This window comes from Paenibacillus sp. 1011MAR3C5 (assembly GCF_003591485.1).
Taxonomy (GTDB): domain Bacteria; phylum Bacillota; class Bacilli; order Paenibacillales; family Paenibacillaceae; genus Pristimantibacillus.
In genome coordinates this window covers 742339-761139 of record NZ_QZCF01000002.1, presented here as the reverse complement: position 1 = coordinate 761139, position 18801 = coordinate 742339, and the positions used below count along the sequence as shown (strand labels likewise).

Sequence of the window (18801 nt, the reverse complement as noted above, 5' to 3'; positions counted from 1 at the left end):
CCCTTCAATATATAAAACATTGCAACGTTACTATGTTTATGAACTCATCTTCGTCATGATTTAACCGTCATTCTAGATAACGAGTGGTAAGCCAAACATTGGAGAATCTAGGTCACAACGCCTATTCTTCTTTAACCCTATTATACGGTTAGCCTATTCATTAGGAAACAAAAACCACTTATACGGCGAAAGATTTCATCAACGGCAGCGTATGTTATGTTTCTTTCATGGTGTAACTTCGCAATTCAGAAGAAATGCGTATGAAATGATCGGGGTATACTAGATTTATACCATTGGAAGAGGAGTTGTACATGATGTCGATTAAGCTTACTCCGTATCTCGTTATGGAAGGGAATGCAAAGGAAGCGATCACTTTTTACCAAGAGGTATTAGGCGCTGAGGTACTGATGCAGCAGGCGTTCGGCGAGATGCCGGCCAATCCGGAATACCCGCTACCAGAATCCGTAGCAGATAAGATTGCCCATGCTCATCTCAAGATTGACGAGTCCGAACTGATGCTCTTTGATTCGTTCCCGGGTTCACCATATTCACGCGGCAATAATATTACCGTCTGTGTCACGCTGCCGAATGCAGAACGAGCAACGGAAGTATTCGAGAAGCTTGCCAATGGCGGACATATCGTGCATCCGCTTCAAGCTACGTTTTTTAGTCCCGCCTTTGGCACCGTTACGGATGCTTTTGGCATTACGTTCACTGTGACTACAGACACAGCTCAATAATTCAGCTTAACTTTTAAAAAAACAGTAGTACCCTCTCGAACTGCTCCCCCTTCCCCTTAACAAAAAAGAGGCCCTATTCGCGATCTATCGCGTCATAGGGCCTTCTCCTCTGATCCTCTATTAAAATACTTTGGTTGTCCAATTCTCACAATTCCATGTCTCAGTCACAACATCGCGGTAAAACTCCGGTTCGTGAGAGATAAGCAGGATGCTTCCCTTGTATGCTTTAAGCGCTCGCTTCAGCTCTTCCTTCGCATCGACGTCCAAGTGGTTCGTCGGCTCGTCAAGTACAAGCAAATTGGTGTCGCGGTTAATCAGCTTGCACAAGCGGACCTTGGCCTTCTCTCCGCCGCTAAGCACCGTGATTTTGCTCTCGATGTGCTTGGTCGTAAGTCCGCACTTCGCAAGTGCTGCACGAACTTCGAATTGCGTATAGGAAGGGAATTCATTCCAGATTTCTTCAATACATGTGTTGTAATTGGCATCCTTCGCCTCTTGCACGAAGTAGCCGATTTCTAGATTATCTCCCAGCTCCACTGATCCCGACACGGCTGGAATTTCACCCAATATGCTGCGCAGCAAGGTCGTTTTACCAATACCGTTCGCTCCGACCAAAGCAATCTTCTGGCCGCGCTCCATACGGAGATCAAGCGGACGTGACAGCGGCTCAGAGTACCCGATAACAAGATCCTTCGTCTCGAAGATGACTCGGCCGGCTGTTCTGCCTTCTCTGAAGTTGAACTGCGGCTTCGGCTTTTCCTTCGCCAGCTCGATGACATCCATCTTATCGAGCTTCTTCTGTCTGGACATCGCCATATTGCGTGTAGCAACGCTAGCTTTGTTCCGAGCGACGAAGTCCTTCAAATCCGCAATTTCTTGCTGCTGACGCTTGAAAGCGGACTCCAGCTGCTGCTTCTTCATCTCGTATACTTGCTGGAAATGATCGTAATCGCCGACATAACGGTTCAGTTCCTGATTCTCCATATGGTAGATCAAGTTGATTACACTGTTCAGGAAAGGAATGTCATGCGAGATCAGAATGAACGCATTTTCATATTCCTGCAGGTAACGCTTCAGCCATTCGATATGAACCTCATCCAAGTAGTTGGTAGGCTCGTCAAGGAGCAGAATGTCCGGCTTCTCCAAGAGAAGCTTCGCCAGAAGCACCTTCGTGCGTTGGCCTCCGCTAAGGTCATGAACATCCTTGTCAAGACCGATATCTGTCAGACCAAGTCCACGAGCTGTCTCTTCAATCTTGGCATCGATCATATAGAAATCCTGATTCGTCAGCGTATCTTGCATCGTACCGACATCTTCCAACAAACGCTCCAGCTCTTCAGGCGATACCTCGCCCATCTTGCCGTACATGTCGTTCATCTCCTGCTCCATATCGAACAGGTATTGGAACGCGCCCTTCAGCACGTCGCGAATCGTCATACCTTTGGACAGTGCCGCATGCTGGTCGAGATAACCAACGCGCATCCGCTTCGACCATTCTACCTTGCCGTCATCCGGCTGCAGCTTGCCCGTAATAATATTCATGAAGGTCGATTTGCCCTCGCCGTTGGCGCCAATAAGACCAATGTGCTCGCCTTTCAGCAAGCGGAATGACACGTCGTTGAAGATGGCGCGATCCCCAAAGCCGTGGCTCAATCGTTCTACGTTTAATATGCTCATGAATTAACACCTTTTCTGTTAGACTTCATACTCGCTATATTATAAGCGTTACAGGGTGCTTAACTCAATAACGAAATTGCCGTTTTCCGTCGAAAATGGCCTCTAAACCCGGTATTCCTCCCTATTCTGCACCCGAGCCAGGAAGTGATTCATCAAAACAGGCAATGAAATCAGAATCGGCGGATCATCCAGCGCAGGCGGATGCAGGGTTACGTTCAGTGGTGCTGGGTCCGTGCCAGGACTGACCACGACAGCTTCCCTGGATCGTGTGCGAAGCGTCGATTGAGGCAGCAGCATATCGATGGCCCCTGTGCCCCATGAGATGGTCGTTGCCAATAAATAATAAATGCCAGGCTCAACATTGGGAAACTCGAATTCGCCGAGCGAGCCGATTAAGGTACCGTGGAGTGGAAAACCTTCCGGTATTGGCTTAGGGAATAGTCCAATCAGCACCACGCCTGAGAATGGATGCTCCGAGCTAATCGTACCCCTTAGTGTAGGATGCCTCGGATTGCAAAAATACGGTGTGTGCCAATCACGCAATTGCTCCAGCGACTGCAGATGCTTGCTAGCGTCATGAGCTGTGTTCCGGAATTGAGCAGGAGTCATGCCCACCCTTTCGGTGAACCTCGTCGTGAAGGTGCCCAGACTCTGCTGGCCGATCTCCAGACTGATATCCCTGACGCTTAAGTTGGTTTGAAGAAGAAGATCCTTCGCCTTCTGCAGGCGAATGGACGAGACATAGTACATCGGAGAGATACCCATACGTTCCTTGAACAACCGGGTGAAATGGTACGGACTGTAAGAGACATGGCTTGCCAGACGCGCAAGCGGGAGCGGATCGTAGATATGCTGATGAATATAAGCAATGATTTCATCAATTTCGGTGGTCGTTGTGGTCACGTTATACACCGTCCTACCATGGTCTAGAGCAAGACGGTTCTGCCGCCTTGGTTCTTCCATAGTTTAACATCAATCCAATATGCGATCAAGTGTTCTCTTTTTTTCTTGGAATTTTGCAATTAAAAAAACCTCCATACCCTCACCATGCAGCATGCCGGTGAGGAATATGGAGGCTTATTTCATTATTTTTTATGCATTAGCCGGGTTTTTCAGTTGTACGTCCTTTTCCTTCTCTTTCACTTCCGGCATATCATTAGATGTGCGAAGCGGAATCTCTCTCAAGAAGAACGAAAGCACGAGCGCCACGGCGACGAGAGCTGTACCTGCCAGGAAGACCGTAGTCAGCGACGAGCTTAATGCATCTCGCAGCGTCTCAATCAGTTGGGTGATGATCGGCTGAACATCGGCAGGCAGCGTGGATTGAAGCTCTTGCAGCTTCGGCTGATCCAGCAGCATCTCCGGATTGTGGAACATCTCCAGCTGCTTGGCTAGCGCCGGATCGATGTTCTCGAAGCTGAAGCCTTCCGCCGAAGTTGCTTCCTTCTCCATGTTGCGTACCAGGCTTGACTGCATGATCGTGCCCATTACGGCAATGCCGATCGTACCGCCAAGGTTACGGAACAGCTGCGACGATGCAGTAGCTACGCCGAGCTCATTAGGCTTGACCGCGTTTTGAACCGTTAGCGAGAAGACTGGCATGCCAACGCCAAGACCGATACCGAATACGATCATTGCGGCAACCGCGAGCCATACGCTGTTCATGAACGCCATAATCAGCATGCCTGCAATCATAATCGGCAGGCCGAGTATCGCATAACGCTTATATTTACCGGTTTTCGTAATTTGACGGCCGATAATCGTACTCATAATAACCATAGCGATTGACATTGGCATCGTGACATAGCCGGAGTATGTCGGCGAGATACCTTCAACACCTTGAACGAAGAACGGCAGATAGATAAGTGCTCCCATCATACCGGCATTCATCAGAAATCCGATAACATTCGATATGGTTACAATATCATTGCGGAACAGATGAAGCGGAAGCACTGGGCTCTTGGCTTTCCATTCCACGAGGATAAAGATCAGCAGGCAGACAGCCGCCCCGATGAACAAGCTAAGAATTTGCCAGGAGCCCCAATCGAATTTCGTGCCCGCCCACGAGAAGCCGAGCAGGATGCCGATAATGGTCAAGCTCAGGAAAAGCGAGCCCACGTAATCGATTTTCTCCGATTTGTTCGTCTCGACCTTAGGGAAGAGGAACAGAATCATGAAGAAGGCGACAAATCCGAGCGGCAGGAAGATCCAGAACAGCCATTTCCACGCGAAGTTATCGACCAGCCAGCCGCCAAGCGTCGGACCGATAACACTGGAGAAGCCGAATACGGCCATCATAACGCCAGTCCATTTGCCACGCTCTCGAGGCGAGAACAAATCGCCGACCGCCGTGAAGACGGATGCCATAATAATACCGGCGCCGACGCCTTGAATACCGCGATAAATAATCAACTGAATAATATCCTTTGAAAAACCAGTTAAAAATGCGCCAATCATAAAGATAACAATACCCGCCAATATGAATGGCTTCCGTCCATAAATATCAGATAGCTTGCCGACCAGAACGGTAGCGAGCGTCGAAGTCAACATATAGATCGTAATGACCCAGCTATAGTATTCCATACCGCTCAAAACCGCAATGATACGCGGCATCGCCGTACTGACGATCGTTTGGTTAATCGCGGAAAAGAACATTGCCATAATAATGGCCATCATGATCGTAATTTTGCGCTTGTGGGACAAATGTTCCATTGATTCCTGCTCCTTCTTTCTCTTTGTATGAGTTGAGAATAATTGCTTTAGCGGCTATGCCGCCCATGACATTTGGAGTTTTCTTGTGCGATTAGCACCATCTTCTCCAGCACTTCCGTAGTCGTTTGGACATCGGCGGGATTCAGCTTCTCAATGTAAGCTCCGACAATCTCTTCACGCATCGCTTGTGCCTTCTCCAAAATCGCAATGCCGGTTGGCGTAAGCTCGACCAGAATGACTCTGCGGTCATCCGTATCATGCGTCCGCACCACATAATCCGATTTTACCAACCGATCAATCATTACCGTTACCGCGCTAGGCTTCACATCCAGCTTCTCCGCAAGCTCTGTCAACCGGCATCTCCCGCTTTGTCTGATGTAATGAAGCATGTACATCTGCGTCCCCGTTACTTGGGAGTCGAGCCGATCCACGATTTCTGAAGCGAATAGCCGGTTAAGCTGCGTGACCGAACGCTGAAAACGACTGACGAGCGTTGGCATAGAGACACCTCCTTCTATTTGGCTTAGCACTAAACACTTTAGATCTATAAACTTTAGATCTATATATTTAAACTATTTAAATAATAGTCGCCTTCCCTTCCAGTGTCAAGCGCCCAATTCAAGGATAATAATCGTCATCGCCAAGAAAGCGAATTCATGGACACATCTCTATCCGATCTCAGACCCATAAGAAAAGGATACCCTCCATGATGGAAGATATCCTTATTGCGACCGTTATTTCTCAAGCAGCTTTGCCCAGAATCCGCCGCGAAAATGTCTTGGCTCATGTGAAATGACGAATGCCTTCGGCGCAACCGCCGATATGGAATCCAGCAGCTTTTTCTCCGCACTTCGCTTTACCAGGACTTGCATGACAAGCCTTGGCCCGCTTCGACCTTCGCCTTGCCATACCGTTACTCCGTAACCGTTCGCCCGAAGCTGATCGGGCAAGCTGGTATTGACGGTATCGGCGATCACTTGAACGACAGAATAGCCGAGCGCCAGCGCTTCTTCTATTCGACTGCCGAGGTAGACGCCTAGTCCGAAGCCGATGCAATATGCCGCCATATAGATCGGTGTGGACAAGTTGTTCAGTACGAGCTGCAGGCCGACCAGATAGACAAATACTTCAACAGTTGAGAGAAGCGCCGCCGCCGTTCGTTTGCCCTTGATGACCAGAATGAGCCGCAGCGTGAACATCGAGACATACGTTATGTTAATGCCCAATATGAGTGCAATAATTAAAGCGGGATTGGTCACAAGGAACGTGTCGCGATAAATTCCGGTCTTGGATTTTGCCCCGAATAGGGCTGGACCAGACGGTTGTCTACGCTGTTATAGACCAAGAATACATTGCTGCGGGGAAACGGTGAGATGTTGCTGCTAGAGCCGTGCATCAGATTGCAATCGAACAGCAGGACGGAGCCCGCTTTGCCGACCGGCATATGAATCCCCTTCTCTTCTGCCATGCTGCGGAGACTGTCATGATCGGGCACGCCGTACTCTTGCTTGCGCAGCGACTCTTTGAAGTGATCGTCAGGCGTTTTGCCGACGCAGGAGATGAACGTCTTGTGAGAACCGGGTATAACCATAAGCGGTCCATTGTAAGCGTAGTTGTCGCTGAGTGCGATGGAGCAGCTTAGCGCGCGCATCCTTGGCATCCCGTCTTCCACATGCCACGTCTCGAAGTCTGAATGCCAATAAAACTCTTTGCCGGTAAAACCGGGCTTGAAGTTAATGCGAGATTGATGAATGTACGTTTCCGAGCCGAGCAAAAAGGAGGTAATCGCCTGCAGCTTCGGATGTCTCGACAACGCCCGGAACAGATCGTTATGCTCATGGACGGCGAATACCGATCTCACCTCGCGGCTTGCCGGCTCGCGAATGACATGAGCCGTTTCTTGGTCGCGGTATGCTTCTTGCAGCCGACTCAGTTCCTTCTTCCAATCGCTCAGCTCCTTTTCCGAAAAAAACTGTTCCAGGAATAGATAGCCATCGCGCTCGTAGGATGAGGATTGATCTTCCGTAAGCGGACTATCAGTCGTCCATTCCCTATAGACGACAGGGTCCTTTCGTTCTTGTCTGGAAGGGACATCCTCTACCCGCGATGGGTAGCGATCAGTTGCGATCGTGCTCGTCCTGTTGCTGTTCATTAAGCTTCAGCTCCTTTATTCACAATTATTAATGGGGTTAAATACATGATTCCTGTTTCACTACCGCTGCACTCCGTTTTCTTCTTCTATTAAAGGATACACGCCGTCTTGATCATGCACCTCGGTACCGGTTAGGGGAGGATTGAAAACACAGACCATACGAAGCTGGCTTCGGGCGCGAAGAAGATGCTTCTCATGCCCATCCAGTGCGTACAGCATTCCTGGCGATATCGGGTATGTCTTCCCTCCGATGACTTCAATTTCACCTTCGCCTTCTATGCAATACACAGCCTCTACATGATTCCGGTACCAGATTAGGGTTTCGGTTCCGGCCTTGATGACCGTATCGTGCATGGAGAAGCCCATACCGTCCTGCTTCAGCAGCAAGCGTCTTGAGTTCCATGTTGGCGTATCAATATCGTGAGAAGTGCCTTTAATATCATCCAGTTGTTTGACTATCATGATGGATCACCCTTTCTTTCTATCTTTAGCTTTTCACTTGCAATGCAGCTTTCGGCTTCATGCTCACATACAGATCTGCCATGGCCGACTCGATCTGCTGCAAGCCCTTCTGCAGCACTCCGGCTTCAATTGTCAGTGGAGGCATCAGCTTCGCAACCTCATCGCGGGGGCCAGAAGTCTCCATAATGACACCTCGCTCGAAGCATAGCTTGCATAAGCGTGAAGCATCGTCAGGCTGATGGAAGACAAGACCTTGTATCATCCCTTTGCCTCTGACCTCGGCTATCCTGTCGCTGTACCTTGAAGCCATACGGCCTAGGAAATCAGCGATGACCTCACTCCGATTGCGTATTTGGCCCGCTAACCGGTCGTCCTCCCAATACCGAAGCGCCTCGGAAGCCGCAATGAATGCCAAATTGTTGCCGCGGAACGTGCCGTTATGCTCGCCCGGCTGCCAAATATCATGCTCCGGCTTGATCAGGGTTAATGCCATCGGCAGTCCATAACCGCCGATCGACTTGGACAAGCATACGATATCCGGTTTTATCCCCGATGACTCGAAGCTGAAGAAGGTTCCCGTTCGCCCGCAGCCCATCTGTACGTCATCGATGATAAGCAGAATGCCATGGTCACGGCATATTCGCTCAAGGCTCCGCAGCCACTTGCCGCTTGCGGCAGTCAAACCGCCCTCCCCTTGCAGCGTCTCTACAATGACAGCCGCAGGCAAGTCCAGTCCGCTCCCTGGATCCATGAGCAGCTTCTCCAGCAGTGCAGTTGTATCGACGAGCGGCCCCAGATACCCGTCATAGGGGAGGAAGGTGGTTCCGTTCAGCGGAACTCCAGCTCCCTTGCGCTTGAAGGCGTTGCCGGTTGCGGACAAGGAACCTAGCGACATCCCGTGGAAAGCATTTGTGAAGCAGACGATATTTGTTCTGCCTGTCACCTTGCGGGCGATCTTGAAGGCACTCTCGACCGAATTCGTGCCAGTGGGACCCGGGAACATCACTTTGTACGATAGACCTCTCCGCTTCAGAATCGTCTCTTGAAACCGGAGCAAAAAGGCCTCCTTCGCATCTGTCGCCATATCCAGACTGTGCGTGATGCCGTCCTCCAGCAAATAATCGATCAGCTTGGTTCGGATATGCGGATTGTTATGTCCATAATTCAGCGCGCCAGCACCTGCAAAAAAATCTATATACTCCTTGTCATTACGATCCTGCAGCAGCGCATTACTGCCTTTCACGAAGACCGTCTCGAAGCTTCTGCAATAGCTTCTTACTTCTGATTCCAGATTTTCGAAAACATTCAGCGGACGATTGCTCGACGCCGACTTTCTGCTTAGTTCTGTCATGGTCATCCTCCTTTATAGGCAATTGAAGTGAATCTTATTTGCTTTCAGAGAAAGGGCCAATCCGATAAATCAGCTCGATCTCGTGATTGTCGGGAAACATAGACGCTTCATACAGCTCCGATATCTTGCATTCGCACTCTAGCCCGCGTGCCATAGCCATGAATAAGCTTCGTGACGCGATATTCCCCGGACTGATGGTCGCTTCGAGATACCGGATACCTTTGTTGCTGCTGCGCGACAGTACTTCCTTAAGAAGCGCTCCTCCGATTCCGTTGCCTCGCAGCACTGGATCTACAGCAATCTGCCAGACGAACAGCGTATCGGGCTCTTCGGGCTTTCGGAATGCGGAGAGAAAACCGCTCAACCGTCCATCCCGCTCCGCAATACAGCATGTCTCGCTGAACATGTCGCATAACATCAAGTAGCAATATGCCGAATTAAGATCCAGTCCGCCGGCCCGTTTAATAAGCCGCCAGATGTCTTGGCCGTCTTGGACCGTCGGCTTGCGGTAGTCTACCGCCGATGGGTTCCTTGTTTCCGTCCCTCTCACCTCCTATAGCCGGTTCAGAAATGTGCGAAGCCGCTCGCTTTGGGGGCGATCAAAGATTTCCTCGGGTGTGCCTTCCTCCACGATAAGCCCTTCTGCTCCGAAGATGACTCGGTCGGCGACTTCCCGCGCAAAATCCATCTCATGAGTGATGAGCATCATCGCAGTCTCGCCTTCCTTCGCAATCTCCTTTATCACAGCGAGTACTTCTCCTACGAGCTCCGGGTCAAGCGCGGATGTCACTTCGTCGAATACAACGACCTTGGGTCTCATAACTAGCGCTCGCGCGATTGCCACGCGCTGCTTCTGTCCGCCCGAGAGCTGTGAGGGATAATTGTGCAGCTTGTCGAGCAGTCCTACCTTCTTCAACATCCATTCGGCGCGTTCATGCGCTTCATCTCTGGATAGGTTCAACACAGAGGTTAGGGCAAGCGTAACATTACGCTCCACCGATAAGTGAGGGAACAGATTGAAATGCTGAAACACCATGCCTACTTTCTCCCTCATGGCTCGAAGATGCGTCTCGTTCGCCGCTTTCCATTTGCCCCGTTTGTCTTTCATTTGCCAGATTTGTTCTCCATCGATGGTTACAATTCCTGAGGTCGGGCGTTCCAGTGTCATGAGCATACGGCCCAAAGTCGTCTTGCCCGAACCGCTTGGCCCAATGAAGGCCAGCTTCTCGCCTGCATGCATCTGAAGATCGATCCCTTTAATAATCTCCAGGTCACCGAATGATTTGGTTACACCGCTGTATTCGACCAGCGGCTCGATGATTTCCCCTGATGGATCGAGATGATTTCTTTTCCTGACCGCCTGTGCTTCGTTGTTTTCCTCACTGTCTTGTACCACTTGCAAGTCCATGATGTCGCCATCTCCTTTCTATGCCGATGTATGCCGTCTCCATCTATGCTCCAGCCGCGTCACAAGGAATGACATCAGCAAGCTGCCTGCGATAAAGATGATGCCCACGATGGTATAAGGCTCGAATACCCGATAGGAGATGGATGCCTCGTTCTTGGCTCTCAGCAGCAGCTCGATATACGTAATGGCGGACAAGGTCGGCGTTTCCTTGAAGATGACAATCAAATAATTGCCCATAATTGGCAGAACCGGCGGGATTGATTGCGGTAATATAACCGAAAACCACGTCCGTCTCTTCGACAGATTCAGCGCAGTCGCCGCCTCCCATTGTCCTTTAGGCAGAGCATCGATACCGGAGCGGTACACCTCCGACATATAAGTCGAATAATGCAGCCCGAGACCGATTGCCCCAGTCCAGAATGCCGTCATCGATACCGGTACGAGCATTGGCAAGCTGTAGTACAGGAAGAATAGCTGCACAAGCAGCGGCGTGCTGCGGATGAAATGCGCGACACCGCTTGCCATGCGTTTAACTGCGGTGAATCTTGAACGGATCAGTGTCGCGATCAAAAGCCCTACCGTCGATGCAATGAGAAATCCACAGCCTGCGGCCAGCAATGCGGCTGGAAGCGCGCGCAGCAGTACTACGCTGACCTCCAAGGCATAATCCCAGTTCCACATCCCTTCACCTCCAAGCCGTTAGCTTGCGCTCCAGCCACTTCACGGGCACCGCAATACAAGATGCGAGCACATAATAGATGAGCAGCAGCAAGCCGAAGATAAGCGGCGTATCCGTATAGTAATTATTGCGTAGAATCATGGCTTCGTAAGTAAGGTCTGCCATAGTGATGAAATAGACCAGCGAAGTTGATTTCAGCATTTCGATCCACAAATTTCCCATGGGAGGCAGCATTCTCGCAATCGCCTGCGGCAAGATGATTAATCGCATCCGGGTGGACGGAGAGAGATTGAGAGCGATGGACGCCTCGTCTTGCCCCTTGGGAATCGCCTGTATGGCGCTACGGACAATCTCGCCGCCATATGCCCCGATGTTGAGGCCAATGGCGAGGACGGCAGACCATGTCTTGGACAGCTCCAGTCCCGCGATAGGCAATGCAAAGTAAACCCAGAACAATAGCACCAGCAGCGACGCCGCTCTGAACAATTCGATATAACCGCCAGCCAGCCAGCGAATCGGCTTTAGAGAAGACAGCCGGCCTAATCCGGACAAGAAGGCGAACAGCATCGCAACAACCCCAGAGAGCAGTGTGATTTTAACCGTCACCCAAGCTCCTTGCGCCAAATACGGCAGCCACTGGCTAATGGTCTGAACCATGTTATTGCTCGCAAAGCTGCTGTGCGGTCACATCACCTGGCAGCTCCTGCTCCGTAAATCCGAACTTCGTCAATATATCCAGCAATTCGCCGCTTTCCTTCATCTTCGCCAACTCCGCATTGAACGCATCACGGAACGACGTATCGTCCATGCGGAATGCGGTGGCGCCATAGCCGCGAACGCTCTTGCCGTCCACAAGTGGCTGCTCGAAATCCATGACCCGCTCGATGCCAGAATCGTTAGCCGCTATCAGCCTGGATTGCAGCGCGGGTCCGGTCATCGTCATGGCATCCGCCCTGCCGGACTGCAGCGCGCTGATCGCCGCATCCTGATCTGGCACGATCACCATCTGCTTCTCAGCTACGCCTGAAGCGGTCAGATAACCAATTTCCACTGCACCGGCCATGACCGCGACCTTGGCATTGCCGTTCTCGGCGATAGCAGCATAGCTGTCAAGCCCGAGCGGATTGCCTGTCTGGACCGCAAGGCCTTCCCCGATGCTGTACTCGGGATCTGCGAACAGAACGGCTGCGCATCGATCCGGATTAATGAACATCCCTGCCGTAATCATATCGAATCGCTTCGCTTGCAAGCCGGCGACCAAGGCGGAGAACTCTGTCAGCTCGCCTCTCATTTCCTCAATGCCAAGTCTCTCCAGGATGACGCGGGCAATCTCGACCGCTTCACCCGTCAGCTCTCCTTTTTCGTTCTTATACGCATACGGATTCTCACCCGCAAAGCCAACGGTTATGTAACCTTGCTGCACAGCCTGTTCCAGCGTGTTCAGCACTACTTCATTTTCTTTGCCATTGCCGCCAACCGTAGGGTTCTCACTATTCACTCCGCATGCTCCAATCAGCATGATGGCCATCAGCATGAACGCCAGCCATTTTCCGCGCAATTTGCATCCCAACCTTTCCCAATTTTTTTGGTCTCTACAAGGCTAACATGAATGCGAGCCCTGGTCATTTCCAGGAAAAGGCGATAATGTATCGTATGATGGGGTAACTTTAGCTGAGGGAACCTCACCCCGCTTCTCCTCCTTTTTCCTTCCACATCCTTCCCAATCGTTCCGAATAAGAAAGTTTACATACCCGCTAAAGTATGTTATATAAATAATCCTTATATATAGTTAAGCCTTATTAGCGTTTTTTAATTATAATTTTTACTTATAAAAATATTGTCGAATGTTCTCGGTCAATCTCGGTATTCATCGTTATATTTCGGCAAAAAATAACGGCTTCCCGCCTCTGACGCTAACGTCAGGGCGGGAAGCCGCTTATTTATTCGATCTGGCCAATATTCAGGCTATAGCTTGCTCATCCATAAGACATACGTATGCCGGTCGCGCTCCGCCCCCATCCCGGTCAGCAGCTTTTCTGCTCCGGATTGAGAGACGGGCTCGCCGTTCCATTCCTCGATCACGATCTTTGCCAGGCCCTGCCGGCGCAACACAGCGCTGAACATGGTGCGAAGCTTCTCCATTCTGACCTTCTCATTCGGCTCTGTATCCTTATGAACCTCAAATACCTTTTTGCCGTTGCCCTCCAGCCAATAATGCCATTCCCCGCCGTCCAGCACAACATAACTGCCCGCTTTTCTGGCATAGGAAGGCGCGTTCGCTGCTTTAGCAGGCCACTCGATGAACAATCCGTAGGGATTGGCGGGATCAAGCGCGGACAGCACGGTGACTTTCCCCTCTTCCTTACCGGGGAGTGGGCTGCTCAGCGCCTGGGCAATTTCCGGTGTAGTGAACTGCATTGCTGCCGCTCCCTCTACGAATACGCCTCTGGTCAGCGTACCCCATTCCTCCAGCTTGGCCATAATGGGCAGCACCTCGTCCCAGCGGAATGGCGTATAGGCCGAGATCAGCTCCTTTGTAATAATGCCGTAGCTTTCAATCAATTGGTGAATCCAGTGGGAAGCGGACGGAGAAGCAGACTTGCCTTGCAACAGCGTACCGGTTGATTCGGCGAGTTGCTCCATTCCGCCTCCGGCATCTGCGCTTTTGGTTGGCTTGCCGCCCAGCGCGCCAGTCCAATACCAGCGCCCGAAGCCCGAGCCTGTACGCGCCCAGTCCTTGCCTTTCTTGCCGATGCCAAGCCTCAGCGGAGCGAATTGATCATTGGAAGCATGGCCCTCCCAGGCCAGCTCCAGCAGATCTTGAAGCGTCTCGCTCGGCGGCTTGCCATACTGGCGGCTGAGCTGGGTCAGGAAGCTAGCGCCTCCTTCCTTCAAGAGCCGAAGCAGCTCGGGATGCGACGTGTTTCTGGCCAGCAGCTCCTCCGCATATGGAGCTAGCAATGCCGAATTCGACGAAAGGAAGAAGGCGATCCGTCCCTCCTTCTGACCGGAGGCTCGGCTGCCGAGCCAGACCACCTCGCCGGTTGCGCATAACGCGTCCAGTTCCTCCTTCCGATAGTCCTTCAGCCTTGAAGGAAAGAGGAAGCTCTCCCAATGCGCAGCAGGCAGGAATAGCCCCTGCAGACGGCTGATGACAGCCAGCAGTCCCTCTTGTCCTTGCAGCTGCGCGCCCTGCAGCGCATGCTGCCGGTACGCCAGATAGCCGCACCATTTGGCAGGCGCTATTGCAGGTGCTTGCTTTCGGGCTTCCCCGATCGACAGCCGGATGATCTGCGCAGCCGCTTTGGCGCTTGTCCAGATTCGCTCATGCTCGTCCGCCGCGAACGGTGCCTGCCTGATGATATCCTGCTGCAGCAGCTCATCTGTCAGTCGCCGTGCGTCCTCCAGCTGCAGGGCAGGATATCGCTCGCACAGCTCCGGCTCCGTATAGGACATCCGCCCTTCCGCATACCGGCTGATGATGAACAGGCATGAGGAAGCTTCCTTAGGAAATGAGGCATAGATGTCCGTTTCGTCTGCGCATATCCAGCGCAGGAGCGGCTGATCGTCAAACTCGCCCCGCAGATCAACCTCCTGGACAACGCCAGCCGATGCCAGTGTCTGAATCCAGGCTGCGGCATTAGCTCCCGCAAGCGCAATCAGTTCGGACACGCTCATATCTCCGCGAATCTTCAAGCTGGAGCGAAGATCATCGACGGAGCTAATCGTACCGGAGCGCTTGTCGATCCGCTCCTCGACTTGGCGCAGCACGTCGCCAGAGACGCTCCGCTTCACCGCATGGCGGCCGAACAGCTCGCCTGCCAGGTCCTTGCTGATATGAAGCAGACCCGCCTTGGTCGCCGCGTCCAGTCCGTCGCCCTCATACAGTCTCATATTGACGTAGTCCGCCAGAAACTGCGTAGCCATCGGCGAAGGATATTCCGTCTCTCTAACGACAACTTCGATCTCGCCGCTCTGTATCGAGGCCAGCAGTGAGCGCAGAGATGCCAGGTCCAAGTAATCATGCAGACATTCCTTCATCGCTTCCGTCAAGAACGGGAACGACTCGGCATACGGCAGTGATTCGCGCAGCAGCTCCTCGCTGCGCAGACGCTTCTGCCACATCGGGACGCGGGTGAAGCTTCTGGCGAGCAGCAGCGAGGTTTCCGCAATGCGGCGGAAAGCGATCGCCAGAAGCGGCGAGCCTGTCACTGCTTCCGTCAGCAACGGCTCTACGTTGGCGGGTGTAACCTCCCAGATCATCCTAAGCCATGACGCATCCCACTCCGGCAGCACGAATTCAATGCCGTTGTCCTTCGCATTGCCGTACAGCTGATAAGGCAGCGATCGCTCGAACTGCCGCTGGATGGCGAGCAGCCAAGTCCGGTTCAGCCGTCTGCCATATGGATTGAGAATGATGACATGCGTCTGGTTCATCATATCCTTGTAATGCTCGATGACAATCCGGCTTGCTGTCGGCAGCTCGCTGAACGCATGCTGGGATACAACATAGCCCAGCAGCTCACCCGCCGTATAGTCATCCAGGCCAAATTCACTGCAGAGCCATGCCGCTGCTCCATCCAAGCGGCCTTCTTCTGCCGGATAAGCCGCTCTCCAGCTGCTCCATTGCCGCTGTCTCACCCGGTCGGGTGATGAATCGAGCCCAAGACGAGCAGACAAAACCTCCATCAGATCGCCTACCTTCATGCCGAGAGCCAGCGTTCGGCCTGGACCCTCATTGCGCCAGAACGGCACCTCGCTGAAGCTGTTCGCAGCCTCGGTGACATATACTCTGTCCTTATCGATCTTTCGGATCATCCATGAGCTTGTTCCGAGCAGGAAGACGTCGCCCACCCGGCTCTCATGCACAAATTCCTCATCCAGCTCGCCAAGATGAGTGCGGCTGTCAAGATGGTGTACGGGAAAGTGGGAGGATTGTGGTATCGTGCCTGCGCCCGTCATTGCTGCAATTGATGTATTCCCCCTCTTCACTAGCTGGCCCGATTCCCGGTTCCAATCCAGTATCGGCCGCGCGAAGGGATACAGTCCGGCTAGAACTGCCAGAGCGCTCTTCAGTTGTTCCTTGTCCAGATGGCGGTAGCTGTAGCTGCCCAACAACAGCTCATACAGACAATCCAATGTAATGGAGCCCGACGCCACGATCGCGATAATCTGCTGGGACAGCACATCGAGCGGCTTCTCGGGCATCCGGATCGGCTCAATCTCCCGATTCGCGATCAGCCCGCCGAGAACAGCAGCTTCCGGCAATACGCCCCGCTGCCGCACAATAATGACGCCTCTTGATACGTCTCCTACCGCATGTCCAGCCCGTCCAATCCGCTGAATGCCGGAGGCTGCTTCAAGCGGGGAATCAATCTGAATAACCAGATCGATATGCCCGACGTCAATGCCGAGCTCCAGCGATGATGTTGCAACAAGGCAGCGCAGCTCGCCGCCTTTCAGAAGCGCTTCCGCTTCAAGCCGCTTCTCCTTGGACATGCTTCCGTGATGGGATCTGGCCATCTGATAGCCGGCATGATCGTTAATGCGCAGCACCAGACGCTCGCACAGTCTTCGGCTGTTGACAAACACCAGTGTCGAGGTGCAGTTCGCCATGAGATCGAATAGTCTGTTTAGAATGGGCAGCCATACGCCGTCTCTAGTCTGTGCCGGCACACTCGTATCCGGCATCGTAATGCGCACATCCATGCGCTTCTCCATCCGGCTCTCGACAATATGTACGGGACGCATAGCATAGCCGAGCGGATAACGCTCCTCTTCCAGAGCATCCTCGTGGGGTTCGCTCGCCAAGCCGCCGCAGTCCGGTTCAAGCCCGCCGAGAAATTGCGCCACCTTCCACATCGGCTTCTGGGTAGCGGATACGCCGATTCGCTGAATCCGGACTCCTTCAGCGGCGTTATGCTCCAGCCGCTCTAACGATACGGAGAGATGAGCTCCGCGCTTGTCTCCCGCTAAATCATGAATTTCGTCTACGATGGCATAGCGAACCTCGCTCAGCATAGCCCTGCCTTGCTCCGAGGTTAACAGGATATAGAGCGATTCTGGCGTCGTAATGAGCAGCTCCGGCGGATTCCTGAGCATGGATGCTCGCTGGGACGAAGGCGTATCGCCAGTCCGAACTCCGCTTCGGAAGCCGGGCCACGGCATGCCCAGCGCCTTCGCTTCTTCCTCCAGCTGGCTGGCAAAGGACAGCATATGATGCTGAATATCGTTGTTGAGCGCTTTGAGCGGCGTAATATATAACAGCTTGACCCCTTTTCGCACAGGAGACCTGCCGGTCGTTTTTTCTTGAACAATGGCATTGATGCACGGAAGCAATCCGGCCAATGTTTTACCGGAGCCTGTAGGTGCTGCAATCAAGGTATGACGACCTTCTGTAATCGCAGCCCATGCGCTCGCCTGCACGTCAGTCGGTTCGCCGAATGAGCGGCGAAACCAGGACATGACCGCGGGGTGCCAGACTATGCTATTCCATTCATATTGAGGCATAACTTTCAACTCCAACCGGCATAATAGTGAGAATCTATTCCTTGCCATCCTAGTCCAATTATAGCAGTGATTGCGACGATAGAATAAGAAATCCATTCGGAATTGGAAAAAGGAGTGTCATGATGAACGTATGGGATGTTGCCATTATCGGCGGCGGACCCGCAGGTCTGAGCGCCGCGCTTGTGCTTGGCCGCGCGCTCCGCTCGGTTGTTATTATCGATGAGGATAATCCACGCAATGGGTCTGCGCTCAGCTCCCATGGCTACTTGACCAGAGACGGTGTCTCGCCATCAGCCTTCAGGGAGCTTGGGCGCGAGGATCTGCGCGCTTATGAGCTGGTACGGCTGGAGCAAGATACTGCAGAAAAGGCGTCTAAGGAAGGCAACCATTTCCACATCGCCACTGCCAGCGGCAAATCATACATAAGCAAATACCTGATCGTGGCGACAGGCGCTCGCGACCAGCTCCCGCCTATACCGGGGATTCGGGAATGCTACGGCATTTCGATTTTCCCTTGTCCCTATTGCGATGGATGGGAGCATCGCGGCGAGCCTCTTGCCGTCATCGGCAGCGGCCCGCACTTGTTCGATTATGTGCGGCTCATCTTCAACTGGAGCCGGGATCTGATCGTATTTGCCGATGGAGCATCCATGCTGACGCTTGATCAGAAGCAAGCTCTTCAATCTCGCGGCATCTCGCTGCTTGAGCAGCCGATCAAGTCGCTGTACGGCAGCGGCGGCCAGCTGCAGAAGATTGTGCTGGAAGACGGGCAAGAGATCGCACGGCGAATCGCCTTCCTGGCGGATACCGGAGCACGGGACGCAACCGGAATTCCTGATGATCTGGGCGTCGAACGCGAGGAGGATGGCCAATACGAGACGCTGGAGCATGGCAGCACCCGCATCGACGGATTATATATTATCGGCGACGCCAAGCATTATTTTACAGGGTTAGTCGGTTCAGCAAGCGAAGGCTACGAGGCGGGGGTTGCGATTAATCGCAAGCTTGTGGAGGAAGATTGGGTTTAGTGTCGATAAGTATTCAGGCACAAAGCCAGGTTGCGACAAACATTTCAGCACGAGTCTGATAGGATGATAGGCATGTCGCCTA

Annotated in this window: 16 protein-coding genes; 2 read left to right on the top strand and 14 right to left on the bottom strand. The window is 52.6% G+C overall.

All coding sequences use genetic code 11. The features are described 5' to 3' along the window. Positions 1 to 314 precede the first annotated feature (314 nt). On the top strand, positions 315 to 740 hold the full coding sequence (locus tag D3P07_RS08565; RefSeq protein ID WP_119800019.1) for a VOC family protein: 426 nt from the start codon (positions 315 to 317) through the stop codon (positions 738 to 740). A 120-nt stretch (positions 741 to 860) separates the two neighbouring features. Here D3P07_RS08565 and D3P07_RS08560 read toward each other — a convergent pair whose 3' ends face one another. From D3P07_RS08560 to D3P07_RS08495, 14 genes are all read right to left on the bottom strand, one after another. Next, on the bottom strand, positions 861 to 2417 hold the full coding sequence (locus D3P07_RS08560; protein WP_119799759.1) for an ABC-F family ATP-binding cassette domain-containing protein: 1557 nt from the start codon (positions 2415 to 2417) through the stop codon (positions 861 to 863). Between the two features lie 102 nt (positions 2418 to 2519). Further along, positions 2520 to 3320, bottom strand: a complete 801-nt coding sequence (locus tag D3P07_RS08555; protein ID WP_259391398.1) for a helix-turn-helix domain-containing protein — start codon at positions 3318 to 3320, stop codon at positions 2520 to 2522. A 189-nt stretch (positions 3321 to 3509) separates the two neighbouring features. Continuing rightward, positions 3510 to 5129, bottom strand: a complete 1620-nt coding sequence (locus tag D3P07_RS08550) for an MDR family MFS transporter (RefSeq protein WP_119799757.1) — start codon at positions 5127 to 5129, stop codon at positions 3510 to 3512. Positions 5130 to 5176: 47 nt separating this feature from the next. Further along, positions 5177 to 5629, bottom strand: coding sequence for a MarR family winged helix-turn-helix transcriptional regulator (locus D3P07_RS08545; RefSeq protein WP_119799756.1), 453 nt, complete (start codon positions 5627 to 5629; stop codon positions 5177 to 5179). Between the two features lie 234 nt (positions 5630 to 5863). Further along, positions 5864 to 6388: a DUF2179 domain-containing protein gene (locus tag D3P07_RS08540; RefSeq protein ID WP_259391397.1), complete on the bottom strand. Its 525-nt coding sequence runs from the start codon at positions 6386 to 6388 to the stop codon at positions 5864 to 5866. Further along, positions 6385 to 7281, bottom strand: coding sequence for an ectoine hydroxylase (gene thpD / locus D3P07_RS08535; RefSeq protein WP_119799755.1), 897 nt, complete (start codon positions 7279 to 7281; stop codon positions 6385 to 6387). Before thpD ends, D3P07_RS08540 begins: the two co-directional genes overlap by 4 nt. A 60-nt stretch (positions 7282 to 7341) precedes the next feature. Next, positions 7342 to 7743, bottom strand: a complete 402-nt coding sequence (locus D3P07_RS08530) for an ectoine synthase (protein WP_119799754.1) — start codon at positions 7741 to 7743, stop codon at positions 7342 to 7344. A 25-nt stretch (positions 7744 to 7768) separates the two neighbouring features. Beyond that, complete coding sequence (gene ectB / locus D3P07_RS08525; RefSeq protein ID WP_119799753.1) at positions 7769 to 9094, bottom strand: diaminobutyrate--2-oxoglutarate transaminase; 1326 nt, start codon at positions 9092 to 9094, stop codon at positions 7769 to 7771. Positions 9095 to 9128: 34 nt separating this feature from the next. After that, complete coding sequence (gene ectA, locus D3P07_RS08520; RefSeq protein ID WP_119799752.1) at positions 9129 to 9644, bottom strand: diaminobutyrate acetyltransferase; 516 nt, start codon at positions 9642 to 9644, stop codon at positions 9129 to 9131. A gap of 3 nt (positions 9645 to 9647) precedes the next feature. Beyond that, a complete protein-coding gene (locus D3P07_RS08515) occupies positions 9648 to 10502 on the bottom strand; it encodes an amino acid ABC transporter ATP-binding protein (protein WP_119799751.1) in 855 nt (284 codons plus the stop codon). An 18-nt stretch (positions 10503 to 10520) separates the two neighbouring features. Next, on the bottom strand, positions 10521 to 11183 hold the full coding sequence (gene ehuD / locus D3P07_RS08510) for an ectoine/hydroxyectoine ABC transporter permease subunit EhuD (RefSeq protein ID WP_119799750.1): 663 nt from the start codon (positions 11181 to 11183) through the stop codon (positions 10521 to 10523). Positions 11184 to 11187: 4 nt separating this feature from the next. Then, a complete protein-coding gene (gene ehuC / locus D3P07_RS08505) occupies positions 11188 to 11838 on the bottom strand; it encodes an ectoine/hydroxyectoine ABC transporter permease subunit EhuC (RefSeq protein WP_119799749.1) in 651 nt (216 codons plus the stop codon). Position 11839: 1 nt separating this feature from the next. Further along, the gene (gene ehuB, locus D3P07_RS08500) at positions 11840 to 12739 is read right to left on the bottom strand and encodes an ectoine/hydroxyectoine ABC transporter substrate-binding protein EhuB (RefSeq protein WP_259391396.1); all 900 of its coding nucleotides are present in this window, start codon (positions 12737 to 12739) and stop codon (positions 11840 to 11842) included. A gap of 407 nt (positions 12740 to 13146) precedes the next feature. Further along, the gene (locus D3P07_RS08495; protein WP_119799748.1) at positions 13147 to 17691 is read right to left on the bottom strand and encodes a DEAD/DEAH box helicase; all 4545 of its coding nucleotides are present in this window, start codon (positions 17689 to 17691) and stop codon (positions 13147 to 13149) included. 119 nt (positions 17692 to 17810) lie between these two features. On the opposite strand from D3P07_RS08495, the gene D3P07_RS08490 reads away from it, so the two are divergent. Further along, positions 17811 to 18719, top strand: a complete 909-nt coding sequence (locus D3P07_RS08490; RefSeq protein ID WP_119799747.1) for an NAD(P)/FAD-dependent oxidoreductase — start codon at positions 17811 to 17813, stop codon at positions 18717 to 18719. Positions 18720 to 18801: the final 82 nt, after the last annotated feature.